Here is a 14,896-nt window from a genome sequence, read left to right on the forward strand (position 1 = left end):
CTCTATTTAATTGCTCCAATTTGAACTCCTCGATGCTTCAAATACACATACAAGGTAGGCTTGGCTATCCCCAACTGCTTGGCAATTTCATTCACTGATAGCTTCTTTTCTTTATAAAGACTTTCGGCAATCCGGGATTTATTCTCAGCTTCCTTGGATAAGCCTTTCTTCCGGCCTAGCTGCTGGCCGCGCCTTCGGGCGGAGGCAAGCCCCGCTTGAGTACGCTCCTTTATAACCTCCCGTTCGAACTCGGCTAAACTGGCGAAGATTCGGAAGACTAGTCTGCCCTGGGCTGTGGTGGTGTCAATCGGGTCGTTCAAGCTGATCAGGCCGATACCCCGACTCTCCAGTGTGGAGACGAGTTCGACCAGGTGAGGCAGTGATCTGCCTAGTCTGTCCAGTTTCCAGATAACTACCGTATCACCTTCGCGCACGTGCTCCAGTAATTTTTGAAGTTCTGTCCGTTCGACTTTGGCTCCACTGGCCTTCTCTTGGAAGATCTTCTCACAGCCAGATGCTTTCAAGGCATCTAATTGAAGAGAAAGGTTTTGATCCTGGGTTGATACTCGGGCGTAGCCGATTTTCATAAGTACTAATCGCGTTTACGTTTGTAGATATCTCTCCCTTTCATGCTGTCATCTTCATCTTTAATGAATAATCCTGTATAGAGGGCGTTGAAAAATTCCGATTCGTTTATCGTTTCCCATCGATCATCTATGTAGGCGGAAAATAAAGGCCTATGATCAGCGCTTTGTAACTTTTCTGCATTTTTTAGTTTCCCCGATAGAGATTTCATAGGTAAGGATTTTAGAAGCCTAGGAGCTTCAGTATTATTGGTCTAGAATGGTTCGATTAATCCACTACAATATACGAAAAAATGAACTAATTAATTGAACCGTTTAATCTAACCGAAAAGAAAACGAAAAGTGAGGTTTGGGCGGTGCAGGATGGGTTAGATTATACCACCATTTCAGGTCACTACTCTCTATTAAAGTTCTAGAACAGCTTGCAGTTCATAAATACTAGTCAATCCTTCTACGAATTAGTTCGAGTTTTCAATTGTTGGGGCTACAGTAGCAAAAAACCTCAAATCTGCTCCAAACCATCGTCTTTTCTAATTATGAACTGGATCACACGAGAACGGCCAAAAATCGACCGTCTGGCTTGCCCCTGGCTCATCAAACGATTTATTGACCCGGAAGCGGACATTATTTATGTGCCTGAAGATCGGGTGATTCAGCAAGCGCAGGCGTTAAAGGCCATTCCCTTTGATGTGCCCAATGTCGAATACACACATTACGAAGATCGTTGCACATTCGATTACTTTCTTCAAAAACACGCCCTCACAGACCCGGCTTTGCAAGCAATGGCCCCCATTGTTCGCGGGGCAGATACCGACGATCACGCTTTGGCGGCACAAGCCGCTGGCCTGTGGGCTATTTCAGCGGGGTTGTCATTCAATATCCAGGATGACCAACAATTGTTAGCGCAGGGCATGGTTATTTATGATGCGCTCTATAGCTGGGCCAGGCATCTGCAAACCGTCAAACACACCCAAAGCCCCACCGAGCGGCTATTACTAGAGGTATTACATACCTTTCTGAACCGTGGAGACAAACGAAAATCACCCGCCTGGGTGCATGAATTAAAGGAATTGATTCAAGATCAGATAGACACCAATTTGACGCTGAGTCTGACTGAATTATCAGAAAATTTAGCAATTAATCCGGCCTATGTATCCCGCACCTTTGCCCGCTATTTCGATGACCTTTCTTTTGGCGAATACATTCGCAAATTACGGATTGAGAAAGCCTTACAATTGCTGGACACAACCACCTATAGCCTAACCGAAATCGCTTATCTGACTGGCTTCTCTGACCAGAGTCATTTTACCCGTATTTTTAAAAAGCAGACTGGACAAAACCCCTCTGAATACCGAAAAAAAAGAGTAAAAGGTAAAGCAGATACAAAAGGTTAAATTCATTCTATTTCCTGGCTAACCACCGGCGTATCCTTGTGCCAAAACTGATACGTCATTGATGAAAAGCTCCCGATTCGCTTCTCTTGCTACCTTCCTGTTCATAGCCCTATTCTGGTGTTTGACTGTAGCTCGTGTTTTTGCTCAGACACCACTCCCGCCAACCTATCCGCGCATGGTTGGCTACCTTGGCGTTCTTCACCCATTGTTGACAATTGATGAGCGAGGTTCTGAAACGAACTTTAAGGATTATTATCTGGTCGGCTTTCCTATTGGCCTGAACCTATGGAAAACCAAACAAATCGGCTTTTCGGTCGAAGTGGTTCCCTTGATTCGGGCGCAGGACGGGACTAGTCGCGTGGCCAATGTGCTGTTTCATCCCGGCGTACTGGTCAATCTGGGACATGATTTTACGTTTGCCGGGCGGCTGGCGTTTGAAACATCGGGCCGGTACGGCGTAACGCCCGTGTTCAATAAAATTGTTCGGCATGGTCAAACGCTCAACTATTTTGTGGCAGTGCCTTTGCCCGTGCGTTTCGGTAATGATCGGCCTATGTCAGCAACAATTGGCTTTCAGTTTGGCATTGTTTTCTAGTTCGTTAACCCATTTTTAAATGATTTCAATAAGGCCATGAAACGACGAAATTTCTTACAGACCGCAACAGCAATCAGCGCCATTCCCATCTGTGGGAGCGTATTGGACAATGGCGAACTTACCATAAAAACACCTGCTCTTTCGGTCGAAGATCAGGAAAGTATTGCCAATGCATTAGGCAAAAAGGGAACCTACAACGAAGCTCAAGCCACCTATACCGTACCACTGCCCCGCAATGATTTGAAAGTGACGATCAAAGGTGCGGCAGGCGTTCCTGAGCCGGTGCCGATTCCGTTTGGCTTTGGCGGCTGGGTATCGTTCAAGAAAACGTTGGATGGTAAGCAAACCGTGATGATGAGCGATACGGTATTACTGGAAGATGAAGTAAATCCGTTGATCGACGCTACCCATTCGGCAGGCTTGGAAGTGGGAGCCATCCATAACCATTTTTTCTATGAACAGCCGCGCATTTTTTACATGCACCTGCACGGCATGGGGAGTACGGCAGAACTGGCCAAAAAATATGCCACTGCCATCGGAAATACAAAGCTGTTTCCGGCCAATCAACCCCAAGCAACTACACCCGCTTCAACCACGAGCCAGACCGGCAAAGAGCTTTTCGATCTACCAGCTCTTGATGGGTTGGTAAACTATAAAGGCGTCGTCAACGGCCCTACTTACAAATACACGGTTGGCCGGGACGATGTACAAATTGTGGCTATGGGTGCTGAAATGACAGCCGCCATTGGGCTAAACTCCTGGGCGTCATTTGCTGGCAAACAGGATGCCGCCCACATTGCTGGTGATATTGCCATGCTGGAAGGAGAAGTAAACAATGTAATCAGCGCCCTGCGGAGCCATAAACTTGAAGTCGTGGCCACTCACCACCATATGTTAGGCGAACAGCCACGAACCGTTTTCCTGCACTACTATGGACGAGGCCCGGCGCTCGAATTAGCCAAAGGATTTCGGGCGGCACTCGATCAATTAGGGAAACCGGGAAGCATGAACCATAAATGATTGAAACCACCCTATGAAAGAACAAGCTTCTTACTCACGCAATGACTTGGTACGGTACTTTGTCCGCTTGGGCACGTTGGGGTTTGGTGGGCCACCCGCTTTAGTTAGTGCCATGCACCGCGATTTAGTCATTGATCGACAGTGGATTAGTGAGGACGATTACCGGGAAGGTATGGCGTTGGCTCAATTGGCGCCTGGCCCCTTGGCGGCTCAACTGGCTATCTATATGGGCTATGTTCATTATGGTAGCTTGGGTGCTACATTGGTTGGCCTAGCCTTCGTATTGCCTTCCTTTATTATGGTCGTTGCGTTGGGTTGGGCTTATCAACAGTTTGGGGGCTTGCCTTGGATGCAAGCTATATTCTACGGTATTGGGGCCGCCGTGATTGGCATTGTTGCGAATGGCACGTACAAACTAACGACCAAAACTGTTGGTAAGGATCAATTGAGTTGGGGGTTATTTGCGGTATCTGCTATCGCTACAGCGGTCACAGAATCGGAATTGTTGTGGCTGGTTTTGCTGTCGGGTGGCATCTATTGGCTAGTGAAAACACCCCCTCACTTAATCCGGCCCGGTGTGGGGAATAGCCTTGTTCCCTTTCTGCCACAACTTCAAGATTTCCAAACTAACTCTATTCTTTGGAAGCTGGCAGTTTTCTTTGCCAAAGCAGGCACCTTTGTATTTGGTAGTGGGCTGGCCATTGTCCCATTTTTGTATGGTGGTGTAGTCAAAGAATACGGCTGGTTGACCGAGCAACAGTTTTTAGATGCCGTAGCGGTGGCCATGATTACGCCCGGCCCCGTTGTTATTACCGTGGCTTTTATTGGGTATTTGGTGGCTGGTTTGCCGGGGGCTTGTGTTGCCGCCTTGGCTACATTCCTACCCTGCTATTTGTTGACGGTTCTGCCTGCGCCCTACTTCAAACGTTGGGGTAAGAATCCAAGCATCAAAGCATTTGTTGACGGAATTACAATTGCCGCAGTTGGAGCTATAGCCGGGGCGGTGATTGTGCTGGCCCGCCGTCAGTTAGTTGATATACCGGCTATTTTAATCGCAATAACTACTATCGGGCTACTTTATCGCTTTAAAAAACTACCTGAATTAAGTATCATTGGTGGAGCCGCCATGATTGGTTTGTTGTTGCGTTACATTGTATAATTTGTATGTGAACAGGGTAATGAATCTGTGATGGTCGTTGCAGATTCATTTCTCTATAGTGATGGTCGAAAGCTTATTTTTGCTAATCCCAATGATCTGGATTGGCTACATTTTACTGGACAAAAAGATAAGTAACATCTGTCGTGAAAGGTAACAAGCCTAATCTCAAAAAATGCTCCCGCATGAGACGAAGGGGCGTTTATGTATTTACTCATAAATAGAGTGTTTTGGGAAACGGCCAAGTAGGCTTCCTCTGTAACAATACAAAATATACAATGCGTATTTTGTATTGAAAGTGCGTCAATCGGCGAGTTAGCGGTCATTGAAAACTAACTTGCTACAAACAACATATCACTTAATCGACAAATGGAAAGTTTAACAAGTAAGCAACTAGTTAAAAAGTATTCGGTTTTGATATGTTTGATTACTTCAGGGCTATTAATAGTAAAAGCAACATTGGCCTATCCAGGCGGCTCAGTGCTTGACAAAAATTCTATAGGGTTTGACTGGTCGAAAAATTTCCTAAGCAATTTGTTTGCACCAAAAGCGATAAATGGGTCAGAAAACCCTGGCTGGATTTGGGCACTTATTGGAATGGTATTCCACTCGGTTGGTTATGGAATTTTTTTTATTAACATGTCAAAAAAGATATCTTCAAGACAATGGGCTACTAGTTTAAAATTTATAGGCGCTACCAACATCATACTTATTTTCTTAATCGCAACACCCTTGCATGACTTGGGAGTACTATCGATCATTTTAACATTGATTGGTTTATTTACGATTACTGTATTTATCCTACAGTCAAAACTTCATTTACTTAAAGTCTGCTGTATTATTTGCTTATTAACTTATTACTCTTTCTTTTTCCTTTTTGGTTTAGGTTATTTGGGTTTAGCAGTCATCATGCAGAAAGTATATATTATAAGCTCGATGTTATTAGTTTTAGGCCTAGAGTATTTTACCAACTATGAAGACTTCATTCCAATTAAATCGGGAGGACAAAAAATATAAGCGACGAATCGCTGATGCAGTCCACCAGGCAGTTAAACAATTTGTTGATTAACTCTCCCAACTGAGACGAGGAGGTGTCTATAATTCGGGCGTTTTAGGGAACGTTAGCATCGATGTGGGCTATTCAATCAAATAATTACCGTTTACACATATCCACAGACGGCACAGCCAGGGCAAGCTTACCAACTCAGCTTAGCGAACTACTTTGTCGATCCAGATGGAAACCCCTTAACCTATATCGTTGCCGGCCTTCCCGCACCCCTGACCCCAACAGGCGTCATTATTAGTGGTACGCCCGCCGGCACGGGCAGTTTTCCCATCAGTGTAACGGTGGTTGATCCAGTTTGCCAATCATTTACTGAAATATTATCTTTACAAAATCTTATAAGTCTTCCTTATAAGGACTAGGAGGACGACCTCCCCCATAATGGGATTTAATTCGGGACGACCCGGCTTCTTAAAAGAGGTCAGAGTTATGTCTTGGGTTTATCTAGTTTTTGCTGGACTGTTAGAGGTCGTTTGGGCCTACTTTATGAAACAGTCGGATGGTTTTAGCCGCCTTATCCCATCCCTAATCACCCTCGTTGCTATGATGGCTAGTTTTGGTCTGTTGGCGATAGCCATCCGAACCTTACCATTAGGAACAGCCTATACGATTTGGACGGGCATAGGAGCTGTAGGAGCATTCATTATTGGTATTATCTTTTTGGGCGAACAAGTGAGCCTTCCCCGTTTGATAGCTGCCTTGCTAATTATTGCTGGTCTTATCCTGATGAAACTCAGTTCGAATCATTAAAACTAGAATACGGCCAAACTCAGACACTACCAGAAAAGGCAGGTATTCTACATACCTTGATACAAAATAAACGGTGGATAGTATTCAAGAAACTAAAAACACGAGGGAAGTAGTTTAATTCTACTCAAACCATGACAATACCGAATCATTTACAGAGTCTTCCTATTCAGGGAAAAACTCAATTCGTTTACTCAGAAAAATAGCGATTTCCTTGCCGTGTTCTGCATCATATAAAGTCATATTCAAGCCATCAAGCTCAAAACCATTTCGTTGATAAAAATCAATGGCATCTCCGTTGGTGTTTTGAGTTTCAAGAGTAATAACTCTGACTTGCTCTTGCTTGGCTTCTTCGATAAGCGTAGCCAATAACTGGCTTCCAATTCCTCTGCCTTGATAGGATTTAACAACCTCTATATAATCAATCCAAAACGAATTATTCCACGCTCGTTTCTCCACGATCATCACGCCCACCAAACATTCTTGGTCGAAACTCCCCCAGGAATACCCCTGAGAAATCAACTCATGATAGTGAGCTATCGTTTCTTGATCGACATGCCATCGTTTACTATAAGGCTTTTCAAGTCTATATCGCTGGAGTTTGATTACTATGGTATCAACACTTATTTTTTTCTCAACCTGGTAACTATAGCAGGACGTATAGCCCGAATCGCCAAGTGCCTTTTGGTGCTCGGATGTGAATGCAACAAGCTTTCTAATAGAAATCACAATACTTATTTTTTTGGTTGTATAAGGGGCGTGGCGGTTGCAAAAGTCGGAACCGGTTTAAACTTATCCTTCTATGGTCTTATCTCCTAAGTGCAGTTTAGGCCCAATCGAGCTGAGTTAATTCACTTTACTGAATTCATAAGCAGGCAAGTCTTGAGCCCTGCCTAAATCAATATACATTCGATTCTTATTAATATATAAAACAGGATTACGCACATACCAGTTGTCTTCCCTGGGCTGGGCATTGGTAGTAATCTGTAAATAGTGCCCTACCTGGTACGCTAACTTAACTACTTCATAATCAACCTTGTCAGCTTGGGTGCCATTGTCTATAACGCTAATCTGATTCTCACCGATAACCAGCTCTACATTCGGTAGAGTGGAGTTAAGAACCATGGACGATTGCTTGATCAACTTCCATTTACCTGGTAACCACATCTTTGCCTGTGGCAAATCCAGAGTATAGTCTTTTAAGGGATAGACTGATTTGGTCGTCAATTTAGGCTTAGCTAACCCATTCCATACTTTTGCAACAGCCACGGGAGTATGTTAACCTAGACCAAAAAGCACAATATTGAGCCCCAGATTTTGCATGACCATAAGTTATAGGCCTCCTAGGTAGAGCTAATCACTTTAACGCACTTCGATCAAAGGTGCGCTTAAATAAATATTGCTGACTAAGATTAGTATTAGCAAAACTGGTCCGGCTATTCATACTCGCCGTTAAGCCAATGTATTGCCAGCCTAAACTAGCCAGATAGTTAAAAGCATCGACTAGGTTTGCTCGTTTCTCTACTTGCTTCAGTTGCGCCAGCAGTGCTGTATCCTTAAAAGCCATTAACGAATTTTCGTACCCTAGAAAAAGTTTAAAGGTATTTTGCTCTCTAACGGCTTTGACTGTTGTCTCATTAATGAGGAGGCAATACTTATCAATTTTGTCTTGCGCCAGCAAATGGGAAAGTGGTCCAAGACAGCAGAACAACATAAGGGATAAAGTCAATTGTCTCATATAAATAAGGTGTATTCTATTGTATAATCAATGATATGTTAGCCAAAGTACGAAACTACAGCCTTAATACTCTTGAGTTGTTAATCTCTTGAAACCCTCCTATTGAACTATTAGCCACAGCTTTCAATTGGCTACCCATCAATAGGTTGTTTATGGTTGATGCGTTCTAGCACTGCCTCTAATGCTTGAGCCACACTCACAGCAATATCAGGTTTTACACCCTACCTTTTCCCAATCGGTCTTCGTAATTGGCTTATCCATATAACTCCATAGCTCGACGAGCTACATTATCTCAAAAGTGCTAGTAATTGACTCATTTGAGATAATGTCTTTCCCCACACCACCCGACCTTTGACCTAGTCAAAAACGAAACACAAACACAAATACAATAAGATCATGAAAACGCTCATCAAACCCCTGCTCGTTGCGATCGCCCTGGTGATCACCACTGCCTATACTACTTTAGCTCAAGCTCCTGCCGACGCTCAACCAAGCCCTGCTTTCCAAAGTGGCATCTATACCAACAAAGCGGGGAAATTGCAGATCGCTCTTGATAAACAAACGGGTCATGCCCTTCAGATTCGATTGGCCGATGGCACTGGCCAAATGTTCTTTGTTAAACACGTGGGGAAACAAGAAACCGCCGTTCGCTTACAACTCGATATGAGTGACTTACCTGACGGCGCTTATCAATTGAGCATCACAGACGGCAAGAAAACCACTCAACACACAGTGACGCTGGGAACCCAGAAACCTCAGGATATCAGCCGATTGGTGGCCATCAACTAATAGCCTGCTATCCGCCATACCCTTAATCCGATAAACATGAGTCATCCCGAATTTTGAGAAGCTAATCACAAAATTCGGGATGACTCATGTATCGCTCCTACTTGAGACGAAGGTATCATCATCTATCTGCTTCAAAAATTGGGCGTTTTAGGAAACGGTAATTTAAGGGTGGACTATTCAATAAAATAATTTACCGTTTACACATATCTAAAAAGCTCAATACCAACAATTTAGTAGTATTAGGAAGTACCACAAGCTTCATAAACTTAAACACTCCTGATATGTCTACACGTACTACTACTCGGACGCTCGGCTGGTTAATTGGATTATTACTGCTTGTCTGCTGGAATTTGCAGGCGGAGGTTAAGGCTACTCTCACCAAGACCGATTCAAGTCAGGCTTCAACGTCTATTCGTGAACCCAATACGGCTATCGACCCCACCCCCCTCAGTCTAACGGCCATTGTGGGCGTACCCTTCAAGAAAACGATGCCTCTCTTAGTACCTCTCGATAGCTTACTTTCGTATGATTTGACAGGACTACCCGCCAATGGACTGCGTATTGAACTGGGCAGGCCGCCCGGCATCCAGGGTATTCCGCTGACTTCAGGGGTGGTGAACTTAACCCTGGTCAATAACACAGTCCTCCGCTCGGCCTGGCGACCCATCATTATTACCGTCATCGATGCCCCCCTGCCCCCCCCCCTCAGTCTAACGGCCATTGTGGGGGTGCCCTTCCAGAAAACGATGCCTCTCTTAGTACCTCTCGATAGCTTACTTTCGTACGATTTGACAGGACTACCCGCCAATGGACTGCGTATTGAACTGGGCAGGCCGCCCGGCATCCAGGGTATTCCTATTACCTCCGGGGTGGTGAACTTAACCCTAGTCAACAACACAGTCCTCCGCTCGGCCTGGCGACCCATCATCATTACCGTCATCGACGCGCCCCCTGTCCCCCCCCTCAATTTAACGGCCACGGTGGGGGTTCCCTTCCAGCAAACGCTGCCTTACTTAGTACCTGTCGATAGCTTACTGAGCCTATGGGTGACGGGGCTGCCAGCAAATGGACTGAATTTTGCACCGAGCAGTCCGCCCGCCATCCAGGGTATTCCGCTGACCTCAGGGGTCATGAATTTAACCCTGGTCAACAACACAGTCCTCCGCTCGGCCTGGCGACCCATCGTCATTACCGTCAACCCATCAGCGACTAGCTTCGCCATTACCGGCGTCAACCTCATTAGTTGCCAGACCATCTCGGCCAACCAACGACTACTCACCTTCAACCCCCAATACGTGGGTACCACGGGGCAGCCCATCATTTTTACCGTCTATCAGCAGCTCCCCCTGACCTCCCAACCAGGACCCTACAGCCTCAATCTCGACTCCAGCAATCCAATCATTACCCTGATTGCCCAGCAGAACGGGGTCCTCACCAGCTATAACTATCAGTGGCTGGCGGCCTGTAACAACTCTACCCCCAACCGACCCCCAACCACCACGGGGATTCCCCCACAGACGGCACAGCCAGGGCAAGCCTACCAACTCAGCTTGGCTAACTATTTTACCGATCCAGATGGAAACCCCTTAACCTATATCGTATCCGGTCTTCCCTCGACGCTGAACCTAACAGGGGTCATCATTAGTGGTACACCCTCCGGCACGGGCAGTTTTCCCATCAGTGTAACGGCGGTTGATCCAAGTGGCTTGTTTGTCGCCACCAGCTTCCAACTCACCGTGAACGGGACTACTCCACCCACTCAACCCTTTGCTTTAGTTAGCGTCACCACGAATGGATGTCAGAACCTGGGGGGCAATCAGTGGCAGGTGACATTTACTCCTCAGTATACAGGGCTGACAGGTGAGCCAATCGTGCTGGCCATGACCAATGGAACAATCACGACTCAGGCTGGTCCTTATAGCCAGACCTTATCGACGAATGAGCCGCTGCTGACGCTGATTGCCCAGCAGGGTAATACGACCTCGGCCTATAACTACTTCTGGCTGGCGGCCTGTACTGGGGGTGCCCGACAGGGAGCCAGTGAGGTCAGCAACGGCTTACAGGTTAAGGTGTTTGGGAATCCAATCCAGAGCCAGCAGGTGGACGTAGAAATTAGCGGAGTTATGGGGAGTTGGGTGGAGGTGACGGTCATGGACCTTCAGGGCCGAAGCCATCACCAGCAGCGGTTGGAATGGCCCAGTGATGGGGAACGGATCAGTCTGCCAGTAGGCCAGGGAGCAGGTATGCATCTGGTTCAGGTACGCACGAAGGGTCAAGTTCAAACGGTAAAATTGATCAAGAGCCGGTAAGATTTGTTCAAAAGAGAACAGACCCGCCTAAAACCCCCAAATTCGTTGAATTTGGGGGTTTTTCAATCATAGGAATGAGCACACCAAATAAGGTTCTCAGAAATTAGAACGGCTATCTTCACGTCAAAAAGGTAGATTCACCAATAAATTGATTAGTCAATAATTACTCTAGGTTTACATAATTCCAGTGGCTGTTGCAAAACCCAATGCCTACAAATCCTAGATTGTAATTGGCCTGATAAATAACAAAACGTTGCCAGTTCAACACGCCAGTTCGCAGCAGTATTGACTTTTGCAACAACCAATGCACTTATACAACAGCAAAAACTTAACTAGAACAGGTGAAGTAATTCTTACTTATTTAGAAGATTCAAACCTGACATAAAAGGCACCTGACGCGTGCTTACCCTTTATTGTCACTTTATATTCCGCTCCTTTCTGATTGACCAAGTGAAAGGAATCCGCTTCAGAGGATTCAATCTTTTGATCGAATATGCGTTCTGAAGCTGACTTTATAATAGCCTCCAATTGACCATCCGTTTCTTTGAATTGGTAAGCTAGATAAGTATCATTATCAGGTACATGGAGCGTGAACGTTTGTTTACCATTTAATTCTTTAAACTCGGCTTGAGCAACCTGAGAATTAGAGGTTCCTTGCCAGTTTTTGGTAGAAGAGCACGAACATAGGAACAAGCTGATACCAATGCATACTATAAAACGGGTCATCATGATGGCTTTTAAAGTTAACTAGATAGTGATTCTCTTTATTAGCCAGTAGATGAATAACTGCCTCTCTGGGTTGCATCAGTCAGACACAAATTGTCTTACACTTTGATTATTTCAAGGATAGGATATTAAACAAAGAGCACGGATTAGAGTAATAACCTATTTGTGGAAAGACCGCCTTAGCAGGACAAATAATTCGCCGGAATAATTATAACTTAATCGATCTCATTAGCTTAGATTTATTGATTTGATGAAAGCTCATTTGACTTTGCTACTTATTGGTCTCAGTCTAGTTAGTCAGGGACAAAACAAAGGATTTGTGCTGATTGGCCGAATTGTCGGCGATGATGCCTCCCAAAAGGCCACCTTGTTTCAGCGGGACATTGCTCGAGCCGATACCACGCCAATTGCTAATGGCCAATTCACCTTCACCGGTAAGGTCCATCATCCCTATATTGCTAGCGTTGGTACCGATAAAGCCTGGCAGGGCCTAGGTGTGTGGCTTAGTAATGATACGATACGAGCTAGCTTTAAACTAGACGGGGGGTATCTTCAGCCGATTGAAGTTAGTGGTCCCCCAGAAACCGTGGACTATTTTACCAATCTCAACCAAATAAATGCCTATAATACCTCTACGCTCAGTAGAGCCCAAAAGAACCAACAGGTGGCTGATCTAATCAGTCAGTATGTGGTTAGTCATCCTACTTCCTCTTATTCCTTTTTCCTGGTGAGTATGAATTCCAGAACGTTAGGAGCTAGTTTAAGTAAAGACCTGATAGCCAGGCTATCCCCTGCACTTCAGAATTCACAGGATGCCCAGGACTTAAAGAAGAAACTGCTGAACGAAGAGGCCACGGCTCTTGATAAGACCCTAAATGGTTTTAGCTTGCCCGATACAAACGGCGTGCTCCAGCGAGTTCTTCCTTCCGGCAAGCCCTACACCTTGCTCGCCTTTTGGGCCTCCTGGTGTGCGCCTTGCCGGATTCACAATCGTCGGGATTTGGTCAAGTTATATCAACGCCTTGACCATACCCGGGTTGAGCTAATTAGTATTTCCCTGGATGATAATCGAGCCGCCTGGGTCAACGCCATCGCAAAAGATGGTCTAACCTGGCCACAGCTTTCGGATCTTAATTATTTGTCAGGCCCTATCGCCAAGCAGTTGGCTCTCAATGCCGTACCTCAATTTATATTGGTTGATGGCTCGAATAAAGTGCTAGCAACTACTCTTGACAGTGCGATTCGAATAATTGATAAGAAATAAACTGCTGGTATAAGTACTAATATAGTTAGAAGCCAAAAATCGGCTAATGAGATCGTAGGTTAGGGTCACGCATATTGCTCTTTGATAAATAGCGGCTCTAATACACTACGATGGTCTTCGCCCCATTTTGCAGTCAATTCAATGACGGGGATCAATGTTTCGCCAAGTGGGGTGAGGTTATATTCGACCTTCAAAGGCTTTTGATCAAAACTAGTTTTGGAAACGATACCATGCTCCACCAACTGGTTTAACTGGGTGTCTAACAACCTCCGCGACGCTTTAGAAATTTTGCGATGCAATTCGCCAGGCCGCCTGATGCCAGAATGAATGCTCCAGATAAGACTGATCTTCCACTTCCCATTCATAACTTCCATAAACAAGTGGAGGCCGCAGTCGAGTTCGACGGGTAATTTTTTCTCGTACATCCTTCAAATATAAGCTAGTTGAAGATCTTTTAAATACGGCTGAATTTAGCCCTACTTGATTGTGCTTTACTCGCTCCTGACCTTTGTTGTATGAAACATAAATTATTCGGCACACACACCGGTTTACCAGCTAGCGAACTGATAATGGGTGGCTCACAGTTGGGTGATCGCCGGGGCTATGGCACTACCGCCCAGGACGCACTTCAGATACTCTCGGCTTATGCTGATGCTGGTGGGAACTTCATCGATGTAGCTGACCAGTATCAGTTTGGCGAAGCGGAAGAGACTGTTGGTAGGTTTATTGAGCACAAACGGCACGATTTTATTATTTGTACTAAGTATACCCGAAGCAGTTTACCCGATCCCGCGCTCGCCAATGCCGGTAACCACCGCAAAGCCATGCGTCAGGCAATAGAGGGCAGTTTGAGACGCCTGAGGACGGATTACATCGACCTGTATATACCGCATTTTGATGACGGAGTAACGCCGTTAGAAGAAACCGTTCGTGGTCTGGAAGACCTGGTTACAGCTGGTAAAGTTTTGTATACGGGTTTAGCAAACTTTCCTGCTTGGAAAGCGGCAGCTATTGCTACTGCCATACCGCTGACCGCTATACAAGTTGAATATAACCTATTGCAACGGATAGCAGAACGGGAGTTGACGCCAATGGCGGAACACTTCGGTTTGGGTATGATGTGTTATTCTCCTTTGGCGGGAGGCTTACTGACAGGAAAATATCGGCAGGGGTCAGCTGGGCGACTAACTGTTTCTGCGGCCGACGGTTATCAGGAAGACGAGCGGACAAAGATCATACTCGATCAACTGGAGCTGATGGCCAACGAACTTGAAGCCACTCCTGGGCAGATAGCGTTAGCCTGGGCGTTAAGTAAAGGCGTCTTCCCGATCATTGGAGCACGAACACTAGCCCATCTTGAGACAAGTTTAAGGGCGGTCGATATTCATTTACAGGCTGACCAAGTAAAGCTTCTGGATGAAATTAGCGCCATTGCGATGGGTTATCCTCACGAACTGCTGGCAACCGTGCAGAAAAAATATTGAGCAATGTTGATTGGTATATACGTTTTC

The 14,896-nt window shown here is 45.6% G+C and carries 17 protein-coding genes; 10 read left to right on the forward strand and 7 right to left on the reverse strand.

Annotation, left to right across the window (positions count from 1 at the left end):
- Positions 1-2: 2 nt before the first annotated feature.
- On the reverse strand, positions 3-587 hold the full coding sequence (locus GO755_RS27040; protein ID WP_157588434.1) for a recombinase family protein: 585 nt from the start codon (positions 585-587) through the stop codon (positions 3-5).
- A gap of 5 nt (positions 588-592) precedes the next feature.
- Positions 593-796 (reverse strand): hypothetical protein, encoded by a 204-nt coding sequence (locus tag GO755_RS27045; RefSeq protein ID WP_157588435.1) that lies wholly within the window; start codon positions 794-796, stop codon positions 593-595.
- A gap of 324 nt (positions 797-1,120) precedes the next feature.
- Here GO755_RS27045 and GO755_RS27050 point away from each other — a divergent pair, with 324 nt between their 5' ends.
- From GO755_RS27050 to GO755_RS27075, 6 genes are all read left to right on the forward strand, one after another.
- Positions 1,121-1,978 (forward strand): chromate resistance protein ChrB domain-containing protein, encoded by an 858-nt coding sequence (locus tag GO755_RS27050; RefSeq protein WP_157588436.1) that lies wholly within the window; start codon positions 1,121-1,123, stop codon positions 1,976-1,978.
- A 61-nt stretch (positions 1,979-2,039) separates the two neighbouring features.
- On the forward strand, positions 2,040-2,573 hold the full coding sequence (locus GO755_RS27055; RefSeq protein WP_198174943.1) for a hypothetical protein: 534 nt from the start codon (positions 2,040-2,042) through the stop codon (positions 2,571-2,573).
- Between the two features lie 36 nt (positions 2,574-2,609).
- Positions 2,610-3,593: a DUF1259 domain-containing protein gene (locus tag GO755_RS27060; protein WP_157588437.1), complete on the forward strand. Its 984-nt coding sequence runs from the start codon at positions 2,610-2,612 to the stop codon at positions 3,591-3,593.
- Positions 3,594-3,606: 13 nt separating this feature from the next.
- Positions 3,607-4,752: a chromate transporter gene (locus GO755_RS27065; RefSeq protein WP_157588438.1), complete on the forward strand. Its 1,146-nt coding sequence runs from the start codon at positions 3,607-3,609 to the stop codon at positions 4,750-4,752.
- A gap of 366 nt (positions 4,753-5,118) precedes the next feature.
- Positions 5,119-5,766, forward strand: a complete 648-nt coding sequence (locus GO755_RS27070; protein WP_157588439.1) for a hypothetical protein — start codon at positions 5,119-5,121, stop codon at positions 5,764-5,766.
- Positions 5,767-6,298: 532 nt separating this feature from the next.
- Positions 6,299-6,562, forward strand: a complete 264-nt coding sequence (locus GO755_RS27075) for a DMT family transporter (protein ID WP_449448584.1) — start codon at positions 6,299-6,301, stop codon at positions 6,560-6,562.
- A gap of 162 nt (positions 6,563-6,724) precedes the next feature.
- Here the strand turns inward: GO755_RS27075 and GO755_RS41580 are convergent, their stop codons facing one another.
- From GO755_RS41580 to GO755_RS27090, 3 genes are all read right to left on the reverse strand, one after another.
- Entirely contained in the window at positions 6,725-7,288 is a 564-nt protein-coding gene (locus GO755_RS41580; RefSeq protein WP_157588441.1) for a GNAT family N-acetyltransferase, read from the reverse strand.
- A gap of 117 nt (positions 7,289-7,405) precedes the next feature.
- Positions 7,406-7,828, reverse strand: coding sequence for a hypothetical protein (locus GO755_RS27085; RefSeq protein WP_157588442.1), 423 nt, complete (start codon positions 7,826-7,828; stop codon positions 7,406-7,408).
- 88 nt (positions 7,829-7,916) lie between these two features.
- Positions 7,917-8,297 carry a hypothetical protein gene (locus GO755_RS27090; RefSeq protein WP_198174944.1) on the reverse strand — a complete coding sequence of 127 codons (381 nt, stop codon included), beginning with the start codon at positions 8,295-8,297 and terminating at the stop codon, positions 7,917-7,919.
- Between the two features lie 396 nt (positions 8,298-8,693).
- Here GO755_RS27090 and GO755_RS27095 point away from each other — a divergent pair, with 396 nt between their 5' ends.
- Together GO755_RS27095 and GO755_RS27100 are read left to right on the forward strand one after the other, a co-directional pair.
- Complete coding sequence (locus GO755_RS27095; protein WP_157588444.1) at positions 8,694-9,086, forward strand: T9SS type A sorting domain-containing protein; 393 nt, start codon at positions 8,694-8,696, stop codon at positions 9,084-9,086.
- A gap of 281 nt (positions 9,087-9,367) precedes the next feature.
- Complete coding sequence (locus tag GO755_RS27100; RefSeq protein WP_157588445.1) at positions 9,368-11,395, forward strand: hypothetical protein; 2,028 nt, start codon at positions 9,368-9,370, stop codon at positions 11,393-11,395.
- 357 nt (positions 11,396-11,752) lie between these two features.
- On the opposite strand, the gene GO755_RS27105 is transcribed toward GO755_RS27100, so the two are convergent.
- Positions 11,753-12,124 (reverse strand): hypothetical protein, encoded by a 372-nt coding sequence (locus tag GO755_RS27105; protein WP_157588446.1) that lies wholly within the window; start codon positions 12,122-12,124, stop codon positions 11,753-11,755.
- A gap of 247 nt (positions 12,125-12,371) precedes the next feature.
- Between GO755_RS27105 and GO755_RS27110 the strand changes: the two genes are divergently transcribed.
- Entirely contained in the window at positions 12,372-13,385 is a 1,014-nt protein-coding gene (locus tag GO755_RS27110) for a TlpA disulfide reductase family protein (RefSeq protein WP_157588447.1), read from the forward strand.
- Between the two features lie 65 nt (positions 13,386-13,450).
- Here the strand turns inward: GO755_RS27110 and GO755_RS27115 are convergent, their stop codons facing one another.
- Positions 13,451-13,810, reverse strand: a complete 360-nt coding sequence (locus GO755_RS27115; RefSeq protein WP_157588448.1) for a winged helix-turn-helix transcriptional regulator — start codon at positions 13,808-13,810, stop codon at positions 13,451-13,453.
- A gap of 90 nt (positions 13,811-13,900) precedes the next feature.
- On the opposite strand from GO755_RS27115, the gene GO755_RS27120 reads away from it, so the two are divergent.
- Positions 13,901-14,869 carry an aldo/keto reductase gene (locus GO755_RS27120; RefSeq protein WP_157588449.1) on the forward strand — a complete coding sequence of 323 codons (969 nt, stop codon included), beginning with the start codon at positions 13,901-13,903 and terminating at the stop codon, positions 14,867-14,869.
- Positions 14,870-14,896: the final 27 nt, after the last annotated feature.

Source organism: Spirosoma arboris (assembly GCF_009754945.1).
Classification (GTDB): Bacteria; Bacteroidota; Bacteroidia; order Cytophagales; family Spirosomataceae; genus Spirosoma; species Spirosoma arboris.